Below are 24994 nucleotides of genomic sequence, written 5' to 3'. Positions count from 1 at the left end.
GCCTCCGTTCCGGTGGGTGGGGACGTGCACGCGAACGTGCGGTGGCAGGCGTTGGTCAGTGGGCGTACCGGTCGACACGGATCAGGGACTGCTTGGCGCGCGCCTGGTCGCATCCGACCTCCTGCGCGACGTAGCGGGCGGAGAGGGTGGGCTTGTCCGGGTCGAGTGCACGCACCCGCTCGTCGAGCTGCTCGTCGGTGAGCGGCTCGCGACGGGTCTGGCCGCGCTGGCCGGCAAGGACACGGGGCTTGCGGCGTGCACTGCCGCCGCGCTGCTTCTTGCGCTCGGCGCGGCGGGAACGACGCTCGTTCCGATCGGTCTTACGAGAGGTCTGACCTGCGGTTTCGGTACCTTCGCGTGCGCCCGTCGCGGACGGGGCCGGCGCCTCCTGGTCGAAGACGTCGCCGCTCTTGGCGGGTGCACTTGCCGCACCGTCGACGATGCGGCTGAAGGTCCCGAGGATCGGGATCGTGGCGTGCACGTGAGCGTGCCCGCCGGCCTCGGCGACGCGCGCCTCGGCGGCTGCACGCATCGTCATCCACTCGCTCGTGTCGCCGACGTCCGTGCCGTGCACGTCGCGCCACGCACGTGCCCACACGTCGCGGGTGACCGAAGTTTCGCTGAACGCGGCTGCCACGTCCAGCGCGTGCGCCCAGACCTCCGGGTGTCGGTCGGCGTAGCCATCGAGCACGGCCTGCTCGTACGCGGCCGCCTTCTCCTCGGCCGCCTTCTCGGCCGCACGCTGGGCCTTGAGCTCGGCCGCCCGCTCCTTGGCCTGCCGGCGCTCGGCCGCGCGCTGGGCCCGGCGTGCACGCCAGGACACCTTGCCGTCGCGCTTGGAGATCCGGCCGTGCTCGTGCAGGTCCCACACCGCGGGGCCCGCCACGGAGCAGAACGCCGCCCCGAGTGCGGTGGCCAGGCCGTAGACCTCGACGCCGTGGATGTAGCTGATGACCGCGGAGTTGATGGCCACGCCCATGGCACCGAGGCGGTAGTGCCAGCTGGGCCGGTGGTCGTCGATGGCGGCCGCCGCTCCCCGCAGTAGCGCGAAGGCGATGCCCTCCAGGACGAACGGCACAGCGCCCAGCCACGGCGCATCCGGGTCCCAGAAGAACGAGATCTGCATCGGCAGGGAGACAACGACGCAGGCGATGGCAATGGCCTTGGCAGCATGGCGCCATGCGGCCGCGGACTGGGCAGCCCGGCGCATCTGCTCCGCTTCGGTTTCGCGCGCCTTGCGCTTGGCCTCGCGCTCTTCCTCCTCCTTCTCCTCCGCCTTCCTGCGGTTTCGCTCGATCTCGTCGGCCTTGGCCTTCGCTGCGGCGATCTGCGGCGCGGCCTTGGCGGCTGCCACCTCGGCGGCACGCTCCTCGGCCCTCGCCTTGGCCTGAGCCTCGACACGGATGGCTTCCGCCCTGGCTTCCTGCTCAGTCCAGGACGTGCTGGACGGGTCGGTGAAGGTGGTGGTCATCGGGTGGGTACCTCCTACGGGGTGCGCGGCGGGTCGGCGAACTGAGGGTGGGGAGAGGCGAGTTGGAGGGACCGCGGGTGCGTGCCGCCCCCGGGGAGGGCGTCAGCGGGGCCCTGGCGGCGGTGTGCGGCCGGGCGGGCGGTGTCCAGCGGGAACGGACCGGGGGTCATGCGGTGACGGCGGCGCGGCGGTTGGAGTAGGCCGCGGCAGCGTTGATGACCCAGCGGGCCAGCAGGATCACGCCGCCGGAGGCGGCGATGAGGGTGACGGCGGCCGCGATGACGGCGATCGCGAACGCGGCGGCGCCCACGACAAGGACGAACAGCGGGATGACCAGCAGCAGCAGGCAGGGGTGCAGGTCGTCCAGGCGGGCGAGGAACATGCGGGTGAGTCCGTCGAGGATCTGGAAGTAGTGGGTGGTCGTCTTCACTTGGACCGCCCCCGCAGGACGAAGCGGGCGGCCGGGCGCGTGGAGACGGCCGGCGCAGCGGGGCGGCGCTCGTTCTTGGGCCGCTGGTCGGCGACCCGGCGCGGCCGGCGCGGTTCCTTCCGGGGCAGGGGCGCCTTGCGCACCAGCGTGTTGTAGAAGGCCAGCCGGATCTGGTCCAGCTCGTAGTCGGCGATGAGCCGGTCGTAGTACGGCAGGTCCGCGCGCTCGATCTCGTCGCCCTCGGCCGCGATCGTGTCGCGGATGTCGCGCAGCGCGTGGATGCTGGCGTGGTAGTAGTCCCCGAGCGCCGTCTCGGCGAACTCGGCTGCGGTAACAGGCTTCTGGCCTGCGACGATGTTCTTCACGGGTCGTCTTCCTCTTCTCATCACTGTGGGAGTGGGCCGACCCCGTCAGCGGCCCCCCGGCGTCTTGCACACGCCCGGGGGCCGCGCTGCGTATAGGCAGCAATGACCGGGTCACGCGGAGCGGCGAGCCGCCGTTCTGCGCTGGGATTAATCTTCCACACCCTCCTTATTCCGTCAACTGTCCTAGTACTCATCCGACCGCAAGAAGGGCAGTGCTAGGATTGTTCCGCAGCCCCGACGAGTGGAAGGGAACAGGTGCGATATAGATGTGCACGCGTGTGTGCCGATTACGAGGGAGACGCCCGGGTGGCGACGAAGAGCGAAGAGATCGCGGCCGCGCTGGCCGAGCGCATCGGGGAGGACAAGGACTTCCCACCGGGGAGCACGCTGCCCCGCACCGATGACCTGGTCCAGGAGTTCGGCGTGTCCAAGGTGACGGTCGGCGGCGCCATCGAGCTGCTTGAGCGATGGGGCTTGCTCAGGGCGGTGAAGAAGGCCGGCTATCTCGTGTTGCAGCCGGTGGAGCGCCGCACCGTACGGGATGTGGTACGTCGCCCCCGTGGCGGGGGCTACGTGTTCCCGGTGGTCGCCTCGGCCCCTGGGGCCTGGGTCCTGCATGGTCGTGAGCAGGTCGACCGCCTGCCGGTGCCGGACGACATCGCCGAGCTGTTCGCCGACATCGAGCCGGGCTCGCAGGTGCTGCGGCGTCGCAGGGTGTCTTCGCCGCCCGGGGAGCCGCCGTTCCAGCTCGCTGACACCTGGCTACGCCCGGAGCTGGAGGAGTCGGCGCCGGAGTTGGCGGAGCACGACACCGGCCCGGGAGGCTACTTGGAGGTGATTGAGCACGGTGCTGGCCACGGCCCGCTGTCCTGGGACCGGTTCCTGCAAATCGACATGCCGACGGCCGAAGAGGCCCAACTGCTCCAGGTCTCTCGGAAGTTGCCGGTCTGGCGGCAGTACACCGTCGGCGTCTCCGCCAAGACCAACCGTCCCGTGGAGATCACGGCCGTCGTGATCCCCGGTGCACGGGTGCGGTATGCCACGAAGTTGCGGCGCGACGCGTCGGCCCGCTGGCCGGTGGAACCTTTCGCGCCCGCTCCGCAGTCCTTCGACGTGGGCTGACCTGCCGTCAGGCGTGTCTGCACCAGCGAAGAATGACGTCGTCGACCCTGCGACACACCCGTTACGGTGCGTGTGGTCGGATAGACGGCTGAGGGAGGAGTATTCCTCCCGGAAACCAAACAGGCCCCCGAGGGGCCTGTTGGTCCGTCGCCCGGGTGGCCGCCCGGAACGCGGACGCACACCTGACTCAACGACGGGGAGGTGCGCTCATGAGCAGCGTACGGGTTTCAGCGCGACCGCCGCACCGACAAGCGGCCCACGCCACCGGTGAACGGCCGAAAGATCACCAGCACGACCGGTACCGGCCGTCTGCCTCGGCCTCTCCCCTGACATGACCGTGGCCGCCCCTTTTCGCGAAGGGACGGCCACCCACGGACTCTCGCCCGAGTCAACGCACCACCAGTGATCGGAACCCAACCAAAACGCTGAGGGTGCTCCAGCCGGCGTGTGCAACCACGCCGACCGCCGCCAAGAGTATGACGTACTGACCGGTCTAGCTGATGCCAGTCCGGTCACGTGGAGATGTCATCTGGCGCTTGGAGCTCCCTTCGCTCGCCCGAAGGGGGAATGCCTCCGTGCAGTGCCCGCACCACCAACCACCACCGTCCGCCGCTCCGCCCCCGCCCGCCCGGCCTCTGGGGCTGGGGGTGGGCCGATGAGTGGCAACGGCTTCATCCGCCGCGGCCCGATGGCCGCGGACGTCTTCGAGCAGCAGTTCACCCAGATCCACAACGCCGTCTTCCGCGACCCTCGGATGAGCTTCAAGGCCAAGGGGATCTTCGGCCTGATCTCCACTCACAGGGACGGCTATGGCCTGTCCATCGAGTCCGTCGTCGCCTGCTCCACCGACGGCGTCGCTGCCGTACGGACCGGCCTGAACGAGCTGGAGAAGTTCGGCTACCTGGTTCGGCGCCAGGACCGGCTCGACGGTCCGACCGCTGACCGGCCCAACGCCAAGAAGGGCTCGTTCGGACAGACCGAGTACTTCATCACCGACATGCCGGACGGCCTGACCATCACTCTCCCGTCCCCTGTCGAGGGCCAGCCGCAAAACCCCAGCTCAGCACCGTCATTCGAAAATCGCACCACGGAGGAGGCAGCGCAAAACAGCAGGTCAGCACCGTCATGCGATTTTCCGCAGGCGGAGGAACCGCGTACGGGGAATCTGCCGCATAAGAAGATCACTTCTCAGAACACCATCTCTCTCTCCTCCCGTCGCGGGGGCCAAGGTGGGTCCGAGAGAGAGATGGCTGCGCCCAAGAAGGGCGCGGTGCCCGCTGCCCGCAGCGGCTCCGCGCGGGCCGGTGACGAGGAACGCCGGAACGAGGCGATGGCCATGATCGCCTCGTTGCCGGGGCATCCCAGTCGGGCCGACGCACTCGACCTGGTGCCGCTTGTACTCGACGCCGTTGGTGCCGGTTGGACGCTGACCGCCCTTAGGGCCCACCTGGTGAAGCGGTGCGACCCCAGCCGGGTGTTCGCCCTGGGTGCGGTCTACCGCAAGCTCCTCAAGAATCTGCCCGACGCTGCCGAGACCGCTCCTCAGCTGGTTGCTCCCTCGCCGGACTGCCCGAAGTGCCACGGGAGTGGTGTGGCTGAGGACCCGCAGACCTTCCTGCCTGCCGGGCCGTGCGACTGCCGCACCGCGCCCGTGATGGCGTCCTGACCAGACCTCAAAGCACACGCGGCGGCCGGAAACCTTGCCCGGCCCGGCCGCCGCGACCTACCCCAGAGACGGAGTAGCACCTTGAGCGTAGCCACTTTCAGTGGTGCCGAGCACGACCACACCCGCCACACCGACGGCTTCGACCGTGTCCCTCCGCATGACATAGCTGCGGAGCGGTGCGTACTGGGCGGCTGCCAGCTGTCCAAGGAAGCCATCGGCGACGTCATCCAGTTGGTCAACGCCCGGGACTTCTACAAGCCGGCGCACGAGACGATCTTCCTTGCGATCGTCGACATGTACGGCAAGGGCGAACCGGTAGACCCGGTGACCCTCACGGAGACCCTCCAGAAGTCCGGCGACCTTGCGAAGGTCGGCGGCGCTTCATACCTGCATGAACTCGTCCAGGCCGTGCCCACGGCGGCCAACGCCCAGTTCTACGCGGAGATCGTTGCCGAGACGGCGGTCACCCGGCGCCTGATCGAGGCCGGTACGCGCATCGTCCAGAGCGGCTACCAGCGGCAGGCCGATGCGGCGGACCTGGTCGAAGAAGCCTCCCGCGAGATCTTCGCCGTGGCGCAGCAGCGCGCCGACGAGTCGCTTCTGCCGGCCCAGCACGGTCTCGACACCACGCTCGACCGAATCGAGGCCGCGGGCAAGCGCAAGAAGGGCGAGCTCACCGGCGTACCCACTGGCTTTACCGACCTTGACGCACTCACCCAGGGTCTTCAGGACGGCCAGTTGATCATCGTCGCGGGCCGTCCCGCGATGGGTAAGAGCACGGTCGGCCTGGACTTCGCCCGAGCAGCGGCCATCAAGTACGGCCGGGCGGCGGCGGTCTTCTCGCTGGAGATGGGCCGCGAGGAACTCCACCACCGACTGCTGTCTGCTCAGGGATCGGTTGCTCTGCACCACATCCGCTCAGGTGATCTCGATGAGGAGGAATGGACGCGGCTGGGGAAGGCTCAGCAAGAGATCGCGAACGCCCCGCTCTACCTCGACGACTCCCCGGAGCTCACCGCCATGACCATCCGGGCCAAGTCCCGCCGGCTCAAGGAGCGCGGCGAACTTGACCTCGTCGTCATCGACTACACGCAGCTGGTGCAGTACGGCGGCGGCCGCCGCCCAGAGAGCCGTCAGCAGGAAGTCTCCGACATCTCCCGCAGTTTCAAGCTCATGGCCAAGGAGCTGGAGGTGCCGGTCGTGGCGCTCTCCCAGCTCAACCGCGGTCCCGAGCAGCGCACCGACAAGAAGCCGATGGTCTCCGACCTGCGTGAATCGGGCTCCCTCGAACAGGACGCGGACATGGTGATCCTCCTGCACCGGGAGGACGCATACGAGAAAGAGTCTCCGCGTGCGGGCGAGGCGGACCTGATCGTCGGCAAGCACCGCAATGGACCCACGGCCACGATCACAGTGGCCTTCCAGGGTCACTACTCCCGCTTCGTCAACATGGCGCAGACGTGAGGCCAAACTGACCCAAGCGGCCCTCGACGGTGCCCTGACCAAGATGGTCGGGGCACCGTCTTGAATTCTAGCCAGTACCGGCGGCGGATATGCCCGAATCCGGCACAAGCCCCCGAGGAACCCCGTCGTAGCCAGCTTCTGTTCAGGACCATGCTCTGCCCGCATCCCGGCCGACGGCCTGCCACGTAAACCGGCCACCGTAGCCGCCGACCACTATGGGGAGGTGCATCGCGCCAAGGCGCGATACCCGGGGGCCAGCCCCCGGGACCCCCGCCAGCGCTGCGGCGCTGGACCCGCACCTGGACTCGGCGCAAGCGCCTCACCCCGAGTCGGCCGGCTGAAGTTGAGCACCTACTCGGGACGTCACGTCGACAGGGGCTGATGACCTAGTGAATGGCGTGGCTAAGACCGGAACAGGGTTGCTGGAGACATACGCGCGCCTGGAAGGTCGGATGACGGTGCGCTGTGGCTGGCTTTCGTGGGCTGAGGTCCAAGGCGGGTAGTAGTGGGGCACGGGTGGGATGGGCACTTGCTCCCACACAGCCCCAGTAGGCGATGGTTCGCAAGGTACAGGTCACGAGGAAGTCCGACGTCCAGGAGTCCGAAAGGTCCCCATTGGCACTGGCCGGGGACTCGCCGAGAACCCCAGGAGTCCACGAACGTCGAGCGCGGATGGACGTCAGCCATAGACGGCCCGCACGTTTAGAGATGTACTGGGTCGTAGATCGTTGCTGGTCAGAGGCTCATGAGGGATAGTCGACCATGACGTGGGGGGCAAGTTGGGCGGGTGCTTGATTGTCGATGCAGACAACTTGAGCGCCACTACTGCGACTTATCTGCGCAATGTCGCGACTCGCTCCGGGAGTTGACTCCCAAGTCATGCAAGGACACGCGCAACGCGCACATAGGTCGCGTCGTTGCTATCTATGTGCGCAATCACTACTGTGCTCCACGTCTAGGTTTCGATCTTGAGGAGCACATCGCGCCATGTCCGCCCAACCCCAGGGTGACCCTCGCCGGTCACCTGGTTCCTCACCGCCTCGCGCGCCAAGCCCGAGAAGCCCTTACGCCGGTGCCCTCGGGCCACGGAAGAACCTGGTCGAGCTTCCACAGGGCCACTCCGCCCACGTTCAGCCGCCCGTCACCGCTGGCGAGTTCATCGGCAAGTACTTCGCTCAGGACAGTCTGGAGTTCCTCCGGTGGACCGCACGCTACTTCCGGGATGACAACGTCACCCTGTGCGTGCTGCTCTACATGATGGGCAGCCAGGAAGTCGGCGGTCACGTCGAGCTGAAGCAGACCGAGATCGCGGAAGCGTTGGAGATGGACCCTGCTCAGGTTTCCCGGGCGCAGACCAAACTGAAGCGCCTGGGCCTGGCGTACTCGCCCAAGAAGGGCACGATCCAGCTTCAGCCCGCCGCGACCCTCCGTGGTGGCTTCCGAGTCATCGAGAAGCCTGTCCGCGGTGCCGCCAAGAAGCAGGTCAAGGTCCAAGTCGAGCAACTGAGCCTTCTGAACGAGCTGGTGGTTGACCAGGGCGTACCGGAGGAATTCAGGAGTATGGCTCTTCCCAACGCGAAGTTCCCCGAGCCCAAGAGAACGCGCAGGCGCAAGAGCGCGCAGAAGCAGAAGCCGGAGGCATGAGATGAGGAATGCAGCGGCTGTGAACCCTGAGCCGGCAGAGCTGACGTATGGCACATTCAACGGCTTCGCGTACATGCCCGCGATGCCGGGGATCGCCTATCGAGTGCTCTTCAGGCTGCTGGGGACGCAGGAGCCGGGGGGGCGCTGCCTCGTCACAGAGGATGAGTTGGCCGACGCGCTTGAGGTCCACCGCTCTCTGGTGGGGCGAGGGCTTCAGGCGCTGATTCACGCTCGGCTCGTCTTCCGGCAGACCAAGGGTGTGTACCAGCTCAACCCCATGATCAGTGGAGCCCGCAACGTCACCGAGCACTTGGAGGCCATCGGCATGCTCGACGCCGATGACCGCCTGGACGTCGATGACTACCAGGACCGATACGACACGGCCGTGGCGGAAGCTGAGCGGGAGAAGAAGGCGAAGCGTCTCGGACGGACCAGGGCGACCCCCGCGCCGACTGCCGACAAGGCACCTGCTGGGGCAAGTGCTGACGTCCTGGAGCTCTCGACCGCGCGGCGGCGTTCCCGTCGTAAGCCGTCCCAGTAGGACGCATCCATGCAAACCATTGAGGCCCCCGCCAGAAGGCGGGGGCCTCAATGTGTCTAGGTTTCGGGTAGAGCCTACAGCTCGTGAGGGGACTCCGCCATCCGATCTTGACCCTTGAGTCATGTCGCCTACATGCCGGAACCGGATGATCTTGGCGGCCGGTACCTGTACCGCGCGGGAGGGCATCCCCCTAGCCCGGGTTCTCTGAGGGGCCGATGTACCTAGGTGGGTCGGAGGGCTCCGGGGCGTAGGGGTCGGCCGAGGAGGTTGTAGACGAGGCGGCGGTGGGCGTGGTGGAGGGTGCGGATGGCTGCGCGGCGGGCGCCGGGTGGGGGTGTTTCGTGGCCGGCGCGGGGGCGGCCTTGCTTGGTGGGGATCCAGAGGTAGCCGGGGTCGGTGTCGCTTTCCAGGGCTGCGGTGATGCCTGCGCGTTGGCGGAGCCAGCGGCGGACGATGCGGACGGTCTTCTCATCGAGGGGGACGGGACCGTCTTCGAGGAGCAGCCGCGGTTGGGGCCGGTCGAGTTGGAGGTCGGCGGTGTCGAGGCGGGCGAGGTCGCTGACGGTGCGGCCGGTGGTGGCGACGAGGGCGGCGAGGGCGGCGGTGCGGATGGTGGTGGCGGCGTTGGCTCCGTTGGGGCGGCGTACGGAGAGGTTGTGGATGACGGTGCGGGCGTCTTCGGGGTCGAGGTGTTCGCCGGTGGTGACGGGCGGGAGTTCGAGTCGGTGGGGCAGGGCGAGCCAGGCGGCGAAGAGGTTGTAGGTGATGGCGCGGCTTCGCTGGGTGGCCTGGGCGGCGTCGGCCTGGGGGCCGTGGAGGGTGTTGCGCTGGCGGGTGAGGCCGGCCTGGGCGTCGTTGTACCAGGCATGGGCGCGCTCGGGTTCCGTCAGCTCCTCGGCGCTCAGGTCCGGCGGGGCGCCTTCGGTGGTCAGGGCGTGCTGGAGGTATTCGGTGAGGTAGCGCTCGCGCAGGCGGCGGGTTCCGGCGGCGTATCCGCGGCCGGTCAGCTCGTCGAGGTAGGCGTCGATCGTCTCCTGCGCGCTCGTCACAGCCGACAGCGTACGCAGCAGCGCCGCAGCACCCCACCTTGATTACAGCAAAAAGCGCCCCGGGCCAGCCCCTCCCTCCCCTGCTGCTCGCATGTGGTCCGGGACGGACCGAACCGTATCGTCACGGTCCGAATCGATCCGGCACGGACCCAGGGCGGGCCCGCTGCGGCCCACGAGCCCGCCCTGGCTGAGGGGCGCTTTTTGCTGTAATCAGCAGTGCGGAGGCGGCTCCGCCGCCATGTTCTGCGTCTCCAGCTGGCGCCGTCGACCAGTGCGGGTGCGTCGAAGGGACAGAAAGGACGCGCTTCGCGCGGCGACCAAACAAAGCAGAGCGCTGGATCGGCGCTGAGACCAGGCAGCGACCGAAGCCGGGCCACGAGGTTGGTTCCGCGTACAGTCGAAACGGCGTCCGAAGCCACCTCCTATGGCTTCGGACGCCGCTTCTCGCTGGCGCGGTGTCAGGCGCGGGTGGGTGCGATGTAGCGCCGGGCACCGACCATGAGACCGAACGCCAGGGCGAGACCGACGAGGTGTGAGCCGCCCACAACGGTCTTGGCGATGGCGCCGGTGAGGTCCTGGCCGTGAGCGATGACCTCGCCGGTGGCGTAGCAGGCACCCCAGATCACCAGCATGGCCACCGCCAGGATGATGAGACGGGCACCCACGGGAAGCCACTGCGGCCCCCTGGACGGGCCGATCTTGGTTTGGACGTGCGCGAGGTGTGCGACCAGAGCCTCCTCACGGGTTCCCGCCGGCAGTTGAGGCATCCGGCCGCAGGAACACGTGGCCCGAAAGCGGGCCGTACCGGCGACGGTGGACGCATCCTCATCGATGACGACCTCCGGCAGATGGCGGCCGTCGTCGATAGCGAACCGGTCGAACATGCTGTCCCCCTGTCAGTTCCGGCCGGCCACGGCGAGGGTCTCGGCAGCGAGCGCCTTGCGACGGTTGTGCTCGGCCTCCAGCTCCTCGTGCAACCGGGCAGCCTCCGCCTCAGCATCGATATCGGGCTTGCTCACCGGCGGGTGACCAGCGGGGAGGATGAACTGCTCGTAAGCGTCGGCCATCAGGTTGTCCCCCTCTCCGCGATGGAAGGAAGCCGTGCTCTGCAAGCGTTCGGCGGCGGCCTTCCACGCGTCGATGGCGCGGTGGGCGCTGTCGACGGCGATGACGTAGGCGTGGTGGCCGTGCAGCCAGCTGCCCTTGCTGTTCGGGTCGGCCAGCGCCTCCCACCGGACGTCGACCAGGTGCCGGGCCCGGTTGCGCTCGGCACGGGCCCCTTCCTCCTCGGCGAGCCGGGCGCGCAGATCGTTGTACTGCCCCACCGCGAGGCTCAGCGTCATGAGTCGCCTGGCCTCGGCGTTGAGCTCCGGGGAAGCCAGGTCGTCGCGGGCGCGGAGGACTGCCCTGGCGACGGGGCTGTCGTTGTCGTCCAGGTCGTTGATGCCGTTGAGGCCCTCGACGGTGATGGGTGCGGTGATGTTCTTCTCCTTAGGCCGGTCGCGGGGATCGATGCCCCGGGACTTGAGGTCGTCGTAGATGGTCTGGCGGCTCTTGGCGCGTGCGGCCTCGGCGATCTCCACCACAGTGGCGCCCGCGTTCCAGGCCGCAAGGGCCAGGTCCGCACGGCGGCCGGGGACGGACCACTCGCGCAGTTTGGCGAGCGCGTTCTCTCGTTCCGTTCTCACACCACCATTATGCGTCTAGAAAATAGACATGTCTAATAACTAGACAGCGCTGAAGAGCGGGGCGCAGCACTACCCGGGTCAAGTGAGTCAGTGTCAGAGCGCCGCGCGGCCCTGCCGGCTGCGCCGCCGGTCTGACAGGATCAGTGCGCCAGGGAACGCAGGCACATGGGGGCAATCGTGGGCCGGGAAGACCATGCAGAGCAGGACATGCGGACGGCCTCAGGGCTCGGCGCCGCGGCGGCCGCCGTCACGCTCCTCGTCGCCGTCACAGGCGAGCACCACAAGGCCCTGTGGCTGTCCGTCGGCCTGCTCACCGGCGCCGTTATGGCCATCCGGCGCGTTCTGCGCGAACAGCGGCACGCATCCTGGATCGCCTGGGCGGCCGGGGCCGTCAACGCCCTCCTGCTCTCCTGGGCCGAACCCCTCGGCCGCCCCCTAGGCCTGCCCCTGGCGGCCGTCCTCGGACTCGGCGCCGGTGTCCTGTTCGCCCGATGGCGCCAGCACCGGGCCTGAACGCTGTCACAGGGCCGCGCCATCATGGGCGGCGTGAGCGACTACACCCACCTCGTGGCCGCCGCCGCACAGGCGGCCGGCCCCTGCCCCGAAGGCCAGGAAGCCGCCTGGCAGCGCCGCGTCCACCAGCTGGCCGTCGACCTCGTCTTCACCTCCCGCGAGGTCGACCAGGCCGTCAAGGCCCTCGACCAGACCCGCCCCTTCGCCGCCTACCTGGAGAAAGTCGAGATCGAACCCACCAGCCGCCGCGGCGTGCTCACCCTCCGCCCCGACAGCGGCGGCGCCGCGGAGACCATCCGCACCGAACAGCAGGACACCGCACGCGGCGACGCCATGATCAAACGCGCCCGCGAGCTCGAAGGCCGCTGGGTCCTCGTCTACCGCTACAACGAGCCCACCGCCGCCAGCAAAAAACAGCGCGGCGACTTCAGCACCGTCCGCATGGTCGCCCGCCTCGTCGACCTCGGCGAAGGCGCCCTCTCCTTCACCATCGCCCGCGAACTGGTCACCGCCGACGCCGGCGGCGACACCCGCCTCGCCGTCCAGGCCTGGCGCGACGCCGGACTGCCCGAACGCGGCATGATCCCCGTCGCCGACGTCAACCGCGTCCGCCAGGCCCTCCGCGAACGCACCACCCCCACCTGACACCTGTCCAGGCCACACCACTCCACCAGGCCACACCGGGCCGAAACACCGGCCCAGACGCCCCCTCGCCGCCGATCACGGGCCACACGCCCCAGACCGCCCGCCACGCCATACGAAGCGCCCACAGAGCCTCCTGTGGCTTCTGAGGCGGCAGTTCGCGTACCGGCACCCGATCCACAGCCCTACGGCCGCCCCCGTGCCAGCACTTGGCGGAAACAGAGCGTGTCCTTCCCGGCCCGTACGCAGTTGGTGGGGCATGAACGACGCAAGCCGTCCGGACTGGGTCGGGATCCTGCCCCCGATCCTGGAGAGCCTGCCGCAGCAACACGTGGACGGCCCGGCCATCTCGGTGCTCATGTGCCTTCTCGCACAGGGGGACGAAGCCCTCACCCCCTCGGCCATCGCCGAGCGCACGCACCTCGACGTCACCAGCGTCACCGCAACGGTCCAGCGGCTACAGACCCTCGACATCCTCCTCGCAGACGACACCGGTTCCGAGAACCGGCTCCGGATCAGCCCGGACGTCGCGATGACCGGTCCTGGAACCCCTGAGCTGCCGCAGGACACACAGGACGACTCCACCGCCGTCACCACCGGCGACACCCCACTGCACGCACCCGGCTGACCCCCGGCAAGAGGGCGACCCGAAAACCCTTCTGGGTGTGTCAGCGTTCCGCTGACGCACCCAGAAGTCCAAGGCCGCCCGACCCGGCCGACAGAGGCCTCCCCGCTCAGAACTCACCGAGGATCCGCAGGGAGACATGCCAGCGGCCGGGGCTCACCTCGCGCACCGCGGTGGCCGTGGCCTCGCGCAGATCGTCCTCGTAGCTGTGATCGATCCAGGCCAACACCCGCAGCTCAGCCTCCTCGGTGCCGGCGGCGTCGATCGCGAAGGTGGTCGTGGCCGTCGGCGAGCCGTAGTCAGGACGATCAAAGACGGTGTCCCCCACACGCTCGCCGTTCCAGGCCGTCTCCGGGTCGGAGGGCACCGGCGGAAGGGTTACGGGGTAGGTAGTAGGCACGGAGTGACTCCCGAATTGCCGTGGTCGACTTGCTGGGCCGAAGCATGATGCGAGGCCCCCATTGTCAACTCCTGGCCGGGACCCCGGGTTGCCCTCCGGGCACGATCCCGCCCCAAAAACGTCCGTTTTTGATTCCCGCGGCCTATGCCCCTCGTCCGAGCGCATCGAGGGTCTCCGCGACGGCGAGCGCCGCCAACACCTGGACCTGGCCGTGGTGTTCCTCCACCAGCCCGGCGGCAAGGGCTTCGGCGGCCCGAGCCGCCTGGTCCAGAGCCACTCGTACGCCGTCGAGCGGCATCAGGGACCGCGCGGGAGGCACCAGGGGCCGTTCCGGCCCGTCGACGTGCTCACCGGCCAGCCAGTCGTGTGCGGCGCGCAACGCGGCCGCGACGTCGTCACCGTGGTCTTCGGTGACGTAACCGGCCATGGGGCGCAGCCACTCCTCGTAGTGCGAGCGGAGCACCTCGTCGTAGGCCCGGTAGTCCACCACCGTGCCGCAGCGACCGCCGTCCGGCTCCGGCGTGCTGCGGCGGCCGCCCCAGCGCTCCGCGAGCCAGCGGTGACGGCGGCACATGGCCATCCGGTAGTCCACGGCGCGGCCGCGGCGGCGGCCGGCGCGCACAACGACCAGGGTGGCAGGCTGGGTGCAGGTGGTGATCTGGCGGAGCACAGGCATCTCGGGTCCCTTCCACAGCGGCACGGGCTCCGATCATGGCTGTGGTGCGCGGGCGCTACAGTCCAGCGTTGGGCACAACGGCAGTGACCCAGGTCTCATTTTTGAGCGGCTGTCAGCGGTTCGCTGACAGCAGGCTGCGCGGGAATGCCGGGCGCGCCGGTCCGGACGGCACGGTGCTCATCGAGCAGTGTCAGCGCGGCGTCGCGGGCCTCGGCGGCTTCGGTGGCCCGGGAGCCGACCGGGGCCGGCGGCTCCAGTCCGTACGGCGCCAGGGTGAAGCGCACTTCGTTCAGCCGCTCCACCAGAGCGATGGGGTCTTGCGTCTCGGCCAGTTCCCTCAGCCGGCGGGCGGCATCGGGCTGCATCTGCGGCCAGGATCCGGCGACGTCGGCCAGGCGGTGTGCGACTGTCCGAATCCGGTGGGCGTGCTCGCCGCACCATGCGTCAGCGTTCCGCTGACGTGCTCGCTCCGCGCGTTGCCGGTCCACGTCACGGTCCTTGCGGCTCTGCACCGCCGCCTCCAGGCGAACGGATCGGGTCTCAGCGGACTGGCGGGTTTTCAGGGCGAGGTGGTCGGCGATCTCGGTCCACGAGGCGCGATGGGACCGCGCCGCCTGAATGAGGTCGTACTCCAAGAGGTCAAGGTCGAACCGTGCGTCCCTGATCAGCGTGAGCGCGGCCAGGATGTCCTGGGCGGTCTCCGTGCTGCCCTCTGCGGTGCCGTGTGCGCCGTCCTTCTGCGCCGCAGCCCGTACGTCCAGCATGACGCGCACGGGATCGAGATACCCGCGGCCGCGGGCGTACCTCTCGCGCAGCCGTTCACGCGCGGCCTCGCTGATCTGCTCGTGCCGGTCGTCGTAGTCGATCGTCGCCATGGCACTGGAGGATGCCATCCCGGTCGCGGTGTCAGCGAATCGCTGACACCGACGTCGTCTTCTGGCTAGTTCTCAGGCTCCCCGGCTGTGCGCCGACGGCTCGCCTGGAAGTTGATGTGATGCCCTGACCTGGTGATGAGGTCCAGCACGGTGAACAGCCGATCCCTCCCCGCGTCCGCGTCTATCTCGCCCTCGCCGGCGAGTAACCAGACGTCTGCACGCTCGGGGTGGGGCAGCACCCCACCTGACGCGAAGAGCGCAAGGAGCGCCGTCGCGAGCATCCCGTCGGACAGGCCCGTGCGCTGGCTCAGCCAGTCGTACGAGGGCGCGACGATCTCACCGGCGGAAAGGTCCGGCCGGACCGGCATCTCCTCGATCCAGTCGCACAGTGCGTCCAGGACACGCCCTGTGTTGGCGTGGGCGACCATGAACTGGTCTAACTGCTCATGCTTTTCGGGGGGCACCCCCTCGTACATCGACACTCCGCAAGCGTACGGCTCCTGCTGCTCTCCTGTAGGGCCGCTGTAGATCTTTCGGATTCTCATCGATCTGTCGTCAACGTGTCGTCTGCGACAGATCGATGAGAATCGCTCCCGCGTAGACACCCTCCACACCTGGAAGACTCGCCCCAACCGGATTCGGCAAGAAGGAGCGCTCATGGGTCTGACCATCCGCTTGCGCGGTCGCCGCAAGGAGCTCGCGCTGGAGGCTGGCAAGCTCTCGCCGCGTACGCCACCCGCCGAGGGGGTAACGCTCGCACCACACACCGCCGAACTGGCTGCCCTACTGACGAGCGGACTGGGAACCGGCGTACTCCTTCGTCGTATCCCGGAATACAGCGCGACAGCCGTGCTTTTGGTCGGCCCGGGCGGCGATGTGCTGCGCAACTACGGCGTCGTGCCGGAGCACATGGACGGGCCACCGTGGTCTCCTATCACTGTCGCCCTGGTCAAGGACGATCCGGACCAGCCCATCGACATCTACCTCTCGCCGGTGCCGGACACGCCGGTCGAGTACAAGGGAAATCTCGCGTTGGGCACTGCCGACGCCGCCGCCCGACTCTTGCGCCACTACGCTCCAGCACTGGCGTCTGAGGCCAGTCACCCCTGACTCTCCTGTCCAAGAATTGGACACGGCCGTGAGAGATCCGCCCGGACAGAACAGTGAGAAGACGCTGCGAACGCACAGCTCACAGCCGTCCAGCCGGACAAGAAGACTGAGAACCTACATCTCCTCGATGGAGATCACGCCAGCAGCGCAGCGGGGTGCGGCAGCTGCATGTCAGAGGCGCGAACTAGCATCCGAAGCATGGCCAGCACGAACCCCGAAGCCCAGCCCGCTCCCGACGAGAACGACGATTCCTCCGCCTCCGAGGCGGAGCCCTTCGAGCCCCTGAACTTCCCGGCCGACCTGGTGATGAAGCAGCGCGCCCTGACCGCTGCGTACACCGCCCTCCATGCCTTCACCACGGCCCCTGGCTTGCCGTGGGCCGTCGAACCTCACGATGGATGGGACGACTCCGGTACGGGGCTGTGGCGCGAGACGAGCCGTCCAGGGACGGCTGGCTGGACCGACGAACAGCGGTCCGAGTACGCCCGGCTGTGGGCCGAAGTGCGGCAGAGGGCGCTCGAAGTCAGCTGTGCCCCGCATTGGGAAGCCGTACGGAAGCACTGCTCCCCGGAGAAGGTGGTGGAGGCACGGCAGGCCCTGAAACAGGCCGCTCTCAAGCCCCTGGACGTCGCGAAGGCAGCCTAGCTGTCCCCGGCGGCAGGTAATCGGCTAAGGCGCGGCCTCGTCCACGTCCGCGGAAACAACGGAGACCGCCAGGGCGAAATGCCGGGAGGCGGCCAGGCAGCCCTCCGCCGCCGTGCTCGGATCGGACTCGCGCTGTGCCTCCCGCAGTGCCAGCAGCCCAGACAGAACGGCGGTGTCGGCCGCTTCGTCAAGGATTTGATCCGCGGTGAACGCACCGGTGCCCGCCATTTCACGTACCTGGCTGATCGCCTGCTCCGGGTCGTCCAGGAGTTCCGTGAGGAAGTCCGCGCCGACTCCCGCCAGCGCCATTGCTGCCGACTGCGGCGCCGTCGGCAGCGGGATCGCACCGGGCGGCTGTGGGCGGTCTGAAGCGTCACCGAACGCCGCCTCGTGCAGGACCTGTTCGGCCTCAGCGGTGGCGCACCGTGCGGCAAAGGTCCGCTGGTCGTCCTCCTTCTCCTTAGCGACGACAGCCGGCCAGCGCGCGACGTCCTGGGCCCGCGCGGCGTCCAGGCGAGTGCTCGCGGAGTGGCTGAGCGCGTTGAGCGGCCAGAGGTCCACGGGTACGTTGGCCTGCTCGGGTGGGGCATCGGCGATCGGCCCGTACACAGCACTGGCAGCGGCTGCACAATCGCCGATCAGGTCGGTGAGAGTGGCGATCAGTCGCGCGTGACGACGGCGCCGTGCGGGCACTTCGAGACGGTTTGGTGTAGCCACGGAAGAACTATGTCGTGTGTGCAGGGTCTTCTACGGCTGATCGCCGAAGTTGGGCGAGCGTAGGCCAGCGCGGGCACACTCGCCCTGAGAGCGAGCCGGTGCTGTCGCAACTCCACCTAGACCTCGATCATTGCTGCACCGAGACGGAAGCGACGGGGCTATACGACGCCCTCCCCAGGAGCGTGGCTGGCCCCACCATCACCTGGGGGCCGAAGCGTGCACGCGCGCAGTCGACGACCTCCTCCACCTTCAGCCGGGCTTCTCGGGTGCCGTCGAGGGAGACCTGCTCGGCGACCCGCTGGGCATCGAGCAGGTCTTCTCCTCTCAGCACCAGGGCCACAAGTCGCGCGCGTTCCAGCGCTGCGGCGTCCATCAGCCGGTATGTCGTCACCCGCAGGTCGTCCTCGTGGGCGGAGGCTTCCGCCAGGCGCCGCGCCCGTGACCACGCCGCGCCGCCGGCGAACTCCAGCCGGAGGCTGAGGGCCTGTGCGACCTGGTCTCGCTGGCGCAGCAGCGCGCCCAACCGCACGACCAGGTCCAGCAGCGCCGCGCGGACGGGGAAGCCATCGAGCATGTGGCGGTCGAAGCTGTGGCGCACCGAGACGGAGGCTGGCAGGGCCTTCGGGGTGACCGGGCGGGGGTCAATGCCGCGGGCGCGCTCGGCGACCAGCCGCCCCGTGCGGCCGCCGAGAAGTCGCTGGACGGTCGCGACAGGCACCGCCGCCAGCACTCCCACGCAGTGCACTCCGTACGTATGAAGGACAGCTGCCTGCTGCTTACCGATCCCGTAGAGAGCCTCGACCGGTAGCGGGCCCAGCCACTCCTGCACCTTGTCCGCCTCGACGAACACCACGCCACTCGCCTCGTCGGCTTGCCCGGAAGCTGTCGCGGCGGTCGCGATCGTCGGTGCGATCCCGATCCTCAGGTCGACGCCCAGGTGGGCCAGCGCGCGGACTCGGGCCACCTCCCCCAGCCTCCGCGCGCCGACACCGTGATAGCGCAGTGCGCCCCGCAGCGAGACGAGCGCGGCTCCCGGCGGAACTGCCTGAACCACGGGGGAAAGATCAGCAAGGAGTTCCAAGACCTCGCGGTACATCTGCTCCGGCAACCCGATCGGGCAGCGCACGTGCATCACGACCGACGTCTGCTCGACCCGCCCGCGCTCGTCCACTTGGCACCTCCCACCGAAACAGTAATCGAACGTAATTCGAAAATGCCAGCGCCCTGGAGCGCCTGGGCGTGACGGCACCCACCCGGGGCCTAGCATGAAAGCTGGGGTCACAGGGGGTGTGAGGAGGCCGTCATGCCCGGGCCCGTCATATGGAATGGCCACATCACGTTCGGACTCGTCTCGGTTCCCGTCGGCCTGATCCGGGCCACCCAGCCACGTACGACGCCCTTCCACCTGGTCCACACTGCCCACGGCTGCCTGGGACGCATCCGCTACCGCAAGCACTGTGACCTGGACGGCGCCGAGGTCCCCGAGTACGGCATCGGCCGCGGTTACGAGACGCCCGCCGGCGGCATCGTGCCGGTCACCGAGGGCCGACCTCGACAACGTCCCCCTGCCCACCGCGCACGCCATCGAGCTCCTCGGGACCCTCCCCGCCGACACGATCGACCCGCGCCAGATCGGGGAGAGCTCGTACTACCTCGCCGTTGGCCCCGCCCCTTCAGCAGTCCGCCCGTACGTGCTGCTCGTTGAGGCCTTGTCCCGCCGGTCCCAGGTCTGCGTGGTCAAGCTCGCGGTCAAGGGTGACCGTGAGCGGCTGGGCATGCTGCGCCCTCTCAACGGCATACTGGTCGTCAACGTCCTCCGCTGGGCGGACGAGGTCCGCCCGCCTTCTGGAGTCGCCCCGGCCCCGGCTGATGTCAACGAGGCCGAGCTGGCTCAAGCGCTCGAACTCATTGACGCATGTAGCGTCGACACGATCGACGACATCCCCCGGCCTCGTCGATCACTACGGCGAGGCGCTCGCTGCTCTCATCGAGGCCAAAACGCAGGACCGGGTCTTTGAGCAGACCTCCGTACGGCCCAGGCAGGTGCAGCCCGTCGACCTCATGGCGGCACTCCAGGAGTCTGTCCGCACCGCCCGCTCCCGCCGGGGCGAGCCTGCCGAGGAACCCTGACCAGTTGTGGCTTCGGGCCGTCGGCACGTCATCACGATTCAGCCTCTGCGGTGATGCGAAAACGTCCGTTTTAGTTTTTGCTCCGATACGCTGATCGGGCCTGACAGCGGGCTGGTCGGCCCGCATGAGTGGAGGAGTGGCGATGGCGGCAGAAGCGGGTGACGGCGCTACGACAGCGAAGCGTCTTCGCACGATCACTGAGGAACTCTCCGACCGCTTCCTCGAACGTGAGGACGTCGTACGGACTCTGATCGTCGCCATGCTGGCCCGCCAGCACTCTTTGGTGCTGGGGCCGCCGGGGACCGCGAAGTCGGAGCTGGCCAGGGAGCTGACCGCCCGGATCGAGGGTGCGACGTTGTGGGAGATCCTGCTGTCGAAGTTCACCGTGCCCACACGGATGTTCGGCCCGATCGACGTGGCAGCCCTCAGCCGGGGCGAGTACCGCCAGGTCTACGAAGGCAGAGCCACCACCGCCGACATCGCCTTCATCGACGAGATCTTCAAATGCTCGACCGCGGCCCTGAACGAAACTCTCGGATTCCTCAACGAACGGATCTACCACCCGGAAAACGGCGGCGACCCCATCCACTGCCCCCTCATCAGCGCCATCACGGCCTCGAACGAACTGCCCAGCGGGGAGGACAGCGCCGCCATCTACGACCGTCTGCTCGTCCGGGTGGAGGTCGGCTATCTCGCCGATCCCTCCAACTTCGCCGCCCTGATCCGATCCGCCGTCCCTCAGTCCACTCCCCCGGCACGGACCACGGTCTCGCTCAAGGACCTCCAGTACGCGGTGACCACTGCCGTCCCGGCCGTGACGGTTCCGGAGCCGATCGTAGATGCCGTGTGCACTCTGCGCGCCGCACTGCGTCGCCAGGAACTGATCGCCTCCGACCGCCGTTGGCGCCAGTCCGTCACGCTCCTTCAGGCATCCGCGTTCCTGGACGGGCGTACGGCCGTCGGGGAGAGCGACCTCGCGGTACTGACCCACGTCCTGTGGGACTCCCCCGCTCAGCGCCCGACCGTCGAGCGTGAAGTACTCCAGATGGTCAACCCCGACGCCAGGGCCGCTCTCGACCTGGCCGACGCCATTGAAGAGCTTGAGGCCCAACTCGACGCCAAGGCAGGACAGTCCAGGGAGGAACTGTCCGCATGGGCGATCAAAGAGGCCAATACCAAGCTCAGCCGGGCGGGCAAGAAGCTGGAGGAGCTCCGCGAGGCAGCACAGGCACAAGGCCGGTCCACGGCATCAATCGAGCGTGTCCTGGCCCGCCAGCGCGCCGTCCACTCCCGCATCCTCACCGAGGCCCTGGGTGTCGATGCGTCTGTGCTCCACGCCAGCCGCTGAGCAGAAGGGTGCCAAGGGATCGTGGGCAGAACCCTGAGTAAGCTGAAGGACCTCGCGAGCCGGGCCGGGAAGTGGCTCGGTCTCAGCTCTGCCGCTTCCGCGCCTCCAAGGGCGACATCAGCTGTGGTGGCAGACCGCTTCGACACCATGGCGTGGCGGGAGATGTACGACCAGGCCCAACCGCTGCGCGAGCTCGCCGAGGACCTGAACGAGCAGTACGACCACACCGAAGACCTTCTGCGCGACGTGTTCCTGTCCGCGTACAAGGTCACCCCCCAGGTCCGCGGCCGCGAGGAGATGGATCCCTCCAGGCTGGTCAACCATCAAGTCATCACGTCGATGATCACCAGCCCGGAGTTCGAGGAACTGCACCGCGAGACAGCCGGCGACCCGTACGCCGCTGCCATGGCCGTCCTCGCCCAGGCGGCCGCCCTGCGCCGGATCCTCGAACAGTCCCGCCGCGCCAGCGAAGAAGCACAGCAGGCGAAGGCAACCCAGGAAGCGGCTGAGGAAACGGCCCGGGCCGTGGCCGAGGCCCTCCAGAACGCCACGTCGGCCGCCGCCGACGACGGCACCGTGCCCCCCGCGGAGGCCGACGCAGTACGCCAGGCCATCAGCCAGGCCGAAGACGCCGAGCAAAAGGCTCAGCAAGCCGCGGAACGGGCCCGCCAGGCGCTCGCGGCCGCCGCTCCCGGGACGCGCACCGCTGTGCGCGTCGCACTTGCCCAGGCGGCCGAAGCGGCCCGGAAGGAAGAGGCCCTCATGCGGGCCTGGGGGGTCGAGCCCGGACAGCTGGAGCGGATGTCGTTCGAGGAACGGGCCGCGCTCGCCGAGCGCCTTCGTACCGGCCGGCTCGGGCGCTTCGCCGAACTGATCGGCCGTTTCCGGCAGATGGCCTTTGGAGAACGGGCCCGCAAGGTCGAGCACGCGCCCGGCGAGCTGGTGGGGATCACGCTCGGAGACGACCTGTCCAGGGTCGTCCCCTCCGAGATCGCGCAGCTGGGCACTCCTGCGCTGCGTGCCGTCTTCGTGGCCAAGTTCGCAGAAGCCCGGCTCATGCTGTACGACAGCCGGGGCGATGCCCCGACCGGGCAGGGCGCGATTATCGCCTGCGTGGACTGCTCGTTCTCCATGGCGTCCCCGGTGAGCGGCACGGCAGACGGGATCACTAAGGAGGCCTGGGCGAAGGCGTGCGCGCTCGCCCTCCTTGACCAGGCGCGGCAGGCCAAGCGGGACTTCGTCGGCATCCTGTTCTCCTCGGGGGATCAGGTCAGCGTTCATTCCTTCCCTGCCTCCCGGCCAGTCCCGATCGGCCAGGTCATCGACTTCGCCGAGGACTTCTTCGGCGGCGGCACGGACTTCGAGGCGCCGCTGTCCACGGCCGTCGACGTCCTGGAGGCCGAGTTCAACGCGGAGGGCCGACCGCGTGGCGACATCGTGTTCATCACTGACGGCGAGTGCGGCGTCAGTGAGGAGTGGATGCGCCGCTGGCAAGAGGCCAAGCATCAACTCGGCTACCGCGCCTTCGGCATCGCCGTTGGCGAGAGTCCGGCGACCGCGCCCGGGTCGGTCCTGGACTCGCTGTGCGACAACCTCCGCAACCTCCGAGACCTCACCGACCCGCGTGCCGTCGCCGACCTCTTCCGCCTGATCTGAGTGGCGGCCGGCACCGTCGGCCCTTCTGTAAAACGCCCGTTTTCGTTGGAGTCGCCATGCCCACCCCACCACCGCCCTCGCCCGCCCCTGAGCTCAAGACCGGCGACGCCGTCTTCGACTCCTACGTGAGCAGCGATGCGCCACTGCTCGGCCACCTGGTGCTCTACTCCATCTTCGAGGGCAGAGTGACCCGCGACGACCTGGTGACCTGGTTCCGGGAGCTCGACCTGGACGAGGACCTCCTGCCTCCTCCCCTGCGCCAAGCTGACGTCTTCGAGCGGGTGACAGGACCGGACGGCGTCCGCGTGACCTACCCCTTGGACGATCCCACCGCGACCGGCCCGGCCAGCCGTACCAGCCGACGCCGCCGCAGGGAGCTGGAGCCCTCCGCAACGCTGATGGTCCGGCACGTGCGCCGCGACGGCGAGCAGATCGTGCGTCACGTCGTGCGTGAGGTACGCGACGAGAAGCGGACCAAGCTCAAGTACGACACGAACCTGGCGGTGTGCACCTTCCACCGTGACCACTCCGAAGGCAGTGCTGAAGGCGCCGGCGACCTGGCCATCGAGCCCAACCACAGCGCCATCGCGAAGCTGCCCGAAGCCGAGCAGAAGACCGTGCGGGAGATGCTGGCCGCCATCGAGAGCCGGTATCGGCACCGCTGCACGTACCTGACCAGCGACAAGCTCCGCTCGGTCATCAGGCAGTACGTCGAGCACCTCAGCGCCATCAAGGTCCGCCCCACCGGGGGCGTCTACTTCGTCCACCGGCAGCACGCCGAAGCCTTGGGCGGCCTGCGCGACCTCGTAAATCGGTTCGGTTCGGAGAGCAGCTTCGTGCGGGTGCCGCTTCCCGACCAGGATGAGATGAGGGAGATGGTCATCAAGGCCTTCACCACCAGCGCCAAGGACGACCTGGACAGGCTCGCCGAAGACATCGCGGCCGCCCAGCGGGCGAAGCGGTTCGATGAGGCGGCCAAGCTCTACGAGCGCTTCGCTGCCGTGCAGGAGGCGACCAACCAGCACTCGATGCTGCTGTCGACTTCCCTGGACGATACGCGCGCAGCCTTGGAGCTCGTCAAGGTCCAGCTTGGCGGCCTGCTGGTCGCAGGCGACGGTGAGGACGACTGAGCCGGGCGCCTTCTGCGGGCCCTTGCTCACAGGGCGGATCGGCCGCAGTGTGCTGCCGCTGCGTGTCCCACCCGTGGGGGCTTCTCGGCCGAGTCGGAGAATTGGGCCCCACGTCGACGGGGTGCACCGCTATGGTCGTAGTTCTAGGTGCGGCACCTCCCCCCGTGGGTGCCGCACCTTTTCGATCTGTGATCTCTGGCCTGTGGGGACGTCAGTCGCCGGGCCAGGCCCCGCCTATTCGGCTGAGCCGAGCCGCCGCGGTGATGGTGGCGTAGATGTAGTGCTGAGGCGCTTCCGGCATGACATCCATGGGCTTGAGCAGCAAGACAGCGCCCCAGATCGCGCCGTCCCAGATGACCGGCGCCGCGACGGAGTTCCACCCCGCCATGCACTCCTGGTACCCCAGGGCGTACCCCTGGTCCCGGATTTCAGTGAGGGAGTGAAGGAGTTCGTCGCCGTCTCTGATGACGCCGGGGCCGGCTTCTTCGGGGACCGGGCCCTCGGCGACTCGCTTCTGAACCTCATCGGGAAGGTAGGCGAGGATTGTCCGGCCCGAAGCGCCGGTCCGCAGGGAGCGTGTAACCGAGAGGACGTCACGCGGCGTCATCCCCAGCTCCTTGAGGTCCGAGTCCCCGACGGCCATGTCCAGGCACTGCCTGCCGGCTACGCCGAACGGCGCCCTCATGTAGAGGAAGACCAGGCCGTTGCCGGTGGCCGTCCGGAGGCTTTGCAGGACTCGCGTGGTCTCGCTGCCGGTGAGGTTGTCTTCGGCGAGCGCGTGGAATCCCAGATCGGCGACGGCGGTGCCGAGCTGGTACAGACCCCGGTCGACGCGAATAAAGATGCTGTTGTACGTACCGGCGGTCAGTATTCGGCCCGTGGTGGAGTCATCCAGCTCAGCGACCTTCGCGATCTCTGACAGCCGGTGGGCACCGGGCCCCAGAGTGACGAATGCCTGCTGCACTCGCATCAAGCGGTCTGCGTAGCTTGTCCCACTACCTCGCTGTCCACTCATCAGCCGTTCCCCTTGCTCGCACCCGCGCCTCTCCTCCTGAGGCACGCACGTACGCGGCGCCGGTCAATGCAC

General features: G+C 68.5%; 27 protein-coding genes and 1 pseudogene. 15 read left to right on the top strand and 13 right to left on the bottom strand.

What is annotated here, in order from left to right:
- Positions 1-55: 55 nt before the first annotated feature.
- From ACWD26_RS30045 to ACWD26_RS30035, 3 genes are all read right to left on the bottom strand, one after another.
- The gene (locus tag ACWD26_RS30045) at positions 56-1471 is read right to left on the bottom strand and encodes a hypothetical protein (protein WP_451275091.1); all 1416 of its coding nucleotides are present in this window, start codon (positions 1469-1471) and stop codon (positions 56-58) included.
- Positions 1472-1637: 166 nt separating this feature from the next.
- Positions 1638-1901, bottom strand: coding sequence for a hypothetical protein (locus tag ACWD26_RS30040; RefSeq protein WP_401694999.1), 264 nt, complete (start codon positions 1899-1901; stop codon positions 1638-1640).
- The gene (locus tag ACWD26_RS30035; protein ID WP_451275090.1) at positions 1898-2266 is read right to left on the bottom strand and encodes a hypothetical protein; all 369 of its coding nucleotides are present in this window, start codon (positions 2264-2266) and stop codon (positions 1898-1900) included. The genes ACWD26_RS30040 and ACWD26_RS30035 overlap by 4 nt, the downstream gene beginning before the upstream one ends.
- Before the next feature lie 306 nt (positions 2267-2572).
- Here ACWD26_RS30035 and ACWD26_RS30030 point away from each other — a divergent pair, with 306 nt between their 5' ends.
- The 5 genes from ACWD26_RS30030 to ACWD26_RS30010 all read left to right on the top strand — a co-directional run bounded on the left by ACWD26_RS30030 (position 2573) and on the right by ACWD26_RS30010 (position 8703).
- The gene (locus ACWD26_RS30030; protein ID WP_451275089.1) at positions 2573-3388 is read left to right on the top strand and encodes a GntR family transcriptional regulator; all 816 of its coding nucleotides are present in this window, start codon (positions 2573-2575) and stop codon (positions 3386-3388) included.
- 655 nt (positions 3389-4043) lie between these two features.
- Positions 4044-5054 carry a hypothetical protein gene (locus tag ACWD26_RS30025; protein ID WP_451275088.1) on the top strand — a complete coding sequence of 337 codons (1011 nt, stop codon included), beginning with the start codon at positions 4044-4046 and terminating at the stop codon, positions 5052-5054.
- Positions 5055-5135: 81 nt separating this feature from the next.
- Complete coding sequence (gene dnaB, locus ACWD26_RS30020) at positions 5136-6518, top strand: replicative DNA helicase (RefSeq protein ID WP_451275087.1); 1383 nt, start codon at positions 5136-5138, stop codon at positions 6516-6518.
- A 987-nt stretch (positions 6519-7505) separates the two neighbouring features.
- Positions 7506-8162, top strand: coding sequence for a hypothetical protein (locus tag ACWD26_RS30015; RefSeq protein WP_451275086.1), 657 nt, complete (start codon positions 7506-7508; stop codon positions 8160-8162).
- Position 8163: 1 nt separating this feature from the next.
- Positions 8164-8703, top strand: coding sequence for a hypothetical protein (locus tag ACWD26_RS30010; protein ID WP_451275085.1), 540 nt, complete (start codon positions 8164-8166; stop codon positions 8701-8703).
- Positions 8704-8924: 221 nt separating this feature from the next.
- Here the strand turns inward: ACWD26_RS30010 and ACWD26_RS30005 are convergent, their stop codons facing one another.
- From ACWD26_RS30005 to ACWD26_RS29995, 3 genes are all read right to left on the bottom strand, one after another.
- On the bottom strand, positions 8925-9752 hold the full coding sequence (locus ACWD26_RS30005; RefSeq protein ID WP_451275084.1) for a hypothetical protein: 828 nt from the start codon (positions 9750-9752) through the stop codon (positions 8925-8927).
- Positions 9753-10210: 458 nt separating this feature from the next.
- The gene (locus ACWD26_RS30000) at positions 10211-10636 is read right to left on the bottom strand and encodes a hypothetical protein (RefSeq protein WP_451275083.1); all 426 of its coding nucleotides are present in this window, start codon (positions 10634-10636) and stop codon (positions 10211-10213) included.
- Positions 10637-10648: 12 nt separating this feature from the next.
- The gene (locus tag ACWD26_RS29995) at positions 10649-11440 is read right to left on the bottom strand and encodes a hypothetical protein (RefSeq protein ID WP_451275082.1); all 792 of its coding nucleotides are present in this window, start codon (positions 11438-11440) and stop codon (positions 10649-10651) included.
- Positions 11441-11605: 165 nt separating this feature from the next.
- Between ACWD26_RS29995 and ACWD26_RS29990 the strand changes: the two genes are divergently transcribed.
- The 3 genes from ACWD26_RS29990 (at position 11606) to ACWD26_RS29980 (ending at position 13223) form a co-directional block, all read left to right on the top strand.
- Positions 11606-11953, top strand: a complete 348-nt coding sequence (locus ACWD26_RS29990) for a hypothetical protein (RefSeq protein ID WP_451275081.1) — start codon at positions 11606-11608, stop codon at positions 11951-11953.
- A gap of 33 nt (positions 11954-11986) precedes the next feature.
- Positions 11987-12598 (top strand): hypothetical protein, encoded by a 612-nt coding sequence (locus tag ACWD26_RS29985; protein ID WP_451275080.1) that lies wholly within the window; start codon positions 11987-11989, stop codon positions 12596-12598.
- A 256-nt stretch (positions 12599-12854) separates the two neighbouring features.
- Positions 12855-13223 (top strand): hypothetical protein, encoded by a 369-nt coding sequence (locus tag ACWD26_RS29980; protein WP_451275079.1) that lies wholly within the window; start codon positions 12855-12857, stop codon positions 13221-13223.
- 106 nt (positions 13224-13329) lie between these two features.
- Here ACWD26_RS29980 and ACWD26_RS29975 read toward each other — a convergent pair whose 3' ends face one another.
- The 4 genes from ACWD26_RS29975 to ACWD26_RS29960 all read right to left on the bottom strand — a co-directional run bounded on the left by ACWD26_RS29975 (position 13330) and on the right by ACWD26_RS29960 (position 15653).
- A complete protein-coding gene (locus ACWD26_RS29975) occupies positions 13330-13587 on the bottom strand; it encodes a hypothetical protein (protein WP_451275078.1) in 258 nt (85 codons plus the stop codon).
- 175 nt (positions 13588-13762) lie between these two features.
- Positions 13763-14296: a hypothetical protein gene (locus tag ACWD26_RS29970; RefSeq protein ID WP_451275077.1), complete on the bottom strand. Its 534-nt coding sequence runs from the start codon at positions 14294-14296 to the stop codon at positions 13763-13765.
- A 95-nt stretch (positions 14297-14391) separates the two neighbouring features.
- Positions 14392-15171, bottom strand: coding sequence for a hypothetical protein (locus ACWD26_RS29965; protein WP_451275076.1), 780 nt, complete (start codon positions 15169-15171; stop codon positions 14392-14394).
- A 65-nt stretch (positions 15172-15236) separates the two neighbouring features.
- Positions 15237-15653, bottom strand: coding sequence for a hypothetical protein (locus ACWD26_RS29960; protein ID WP_451275075.1), 417 nt, complete (start codon positions 15651-15653; stop codon positions 15237-15239).
- Between the two features lie 175 nt (positions 15654-15828).
- On the opposite strand from ACWD26_RS29960, the gene ACWD26_RS29955 reads away from it, so the two are divergent.
- Both ACWD26_RS29955 and ACWD26_RS29950 read left to right on the top strand, forming a co-directional pair.
- Positions 15829-16281 (top strand): hypothetical protein, encoded by a 453-nt coding sequence (locus ACWD26_RS29955; RefSeq protein WP_451275074.1) that lies wholly within the window; start codon positions 15829-15831, stop codon positions 16279-16281.
- Between the two features lie 198 nt (positions 16282-16479).
- On the top strand, positions 16480-16926 hold the full coding sequence (locus ACWD26_RS29950; protein WP_451275073.1) for a hypothetical protein: 447 nt from the start codon (positions 16480-16482) through the stop codon (positions 16924-16926).
- A gap of 24 nt (positions 16927-16950) precedes the next feature.
- Here the strand turns inward: ACWD26_RS29950 and ACWD26_RS29945 are convergent, their stop codons facing one another.
- Positions 16951-17619 carry a hypothetical protein gene (locus ACWD26_RS29945; protein ID WP_451275072.1) on the bottom strand — a complete coding sequence of 223 codons (669 nt, stop codon included), beginning with the start codon at positions 17617-17619 and terminating at the stop codon, positions 16951-16953.
- Positions 17620-17770: 151 nt separating this feature from the next.
- Positions 17771-18814 carry a DNA polymerase Y family protein gene (locus ACWD26_RS29940; RefSeq protein WP_451275071.1) on the bottom strand — a complete coding sequence of 348 codons (1044 nt, stop codon included), beginning with the start codon at positions 18812-18814 and terminating at the stop codon, positions 17771-17773.
- Positions 18815-18946: 132 nt separating this feature from the next.
- On the opposite strand from ACWD26_RS29940, the pseudogene ACWD26_RS29935 reads away from it, so the two are divergent.
- The 5 genes and pseudogenes from ACWD26_RS29935 to ACWD26_RS29915 form a co-directional block, all read left to right on the top strand.
- Positions 18947-19126, top strand: a pseudogene (locus ACWD26_RS29935) (Ku protein); the annotation flags it as partial.
- Entirely contained in the window at positions 19101-19661 is a 561-nt protein-coding gene (locus ACWD26_RS29930; protein ID WP_451275070.1) for a Ku protein, read from the top strand. The pseudogene ACWD26_RS29935 and the gene ACWD26_RS29930, both read left to right, overlap by 26 nt.
- 254 nt (positions 19662-19915) lie before the next feature.
- A complete protein-coding gene (locus ACWD26_RS29925; RefSeq protein WP_451275069.1) occupies positions 19916-21121 on the top strand; it encodes an AAA family ATPase in 1206 nt (401 codons plus the stop codon).
- A gap of 21 nt (positions 21122-21142) precedes the next feature.
- Entirely contained in the window at positions 21143-22777 is a 1635-nt protein-coding gene (locus ACWD26_RS29920; RefSeq protein WP_451275068.1) for a VWA domain-containing protein, read from the top strand.
- Between the two features lie 56 nt (positions 22778-22833).
- The gene (locus tag ACWD26_RS29915) at positions 22834-23907 is read left to right on the top strand and encodes a DUF6744 family protein (RefSeq protein ID WP_451275067.1); all 1074 of its coding nucleotides are present in this window, start codon (positions 22834-22836) and stop codon (positions 23905-23907) included.
- A 211-nt stretch (positions 23908-24118) separates the two neighbouring features.
- Here ACWD26_RS29915 and ACWD26_RS29910 read toward each other — a convergent pair whose 3' ends face one another.
- Positions 24119-24877, bottom strand: a complete 759-nt coding sequence (locus tag ACWD26_RS29910; RefSeq protein WP_451275112.1) for an IclR family transcriptional regulator domain-containing protein — start codon at positions 24875-24877, stop codon at positions 24119-24121.
- Positions 24878-24994: the final 117 nt, after the last annotated feature.

Source organism: Streptomyces sp. NPDC002787, from assembly GCF_053592095.1.
Note: the sequence above shows the minus strand (reverse complement) of the source record. Positions and strands in the feature narration are given on the sequence as shown.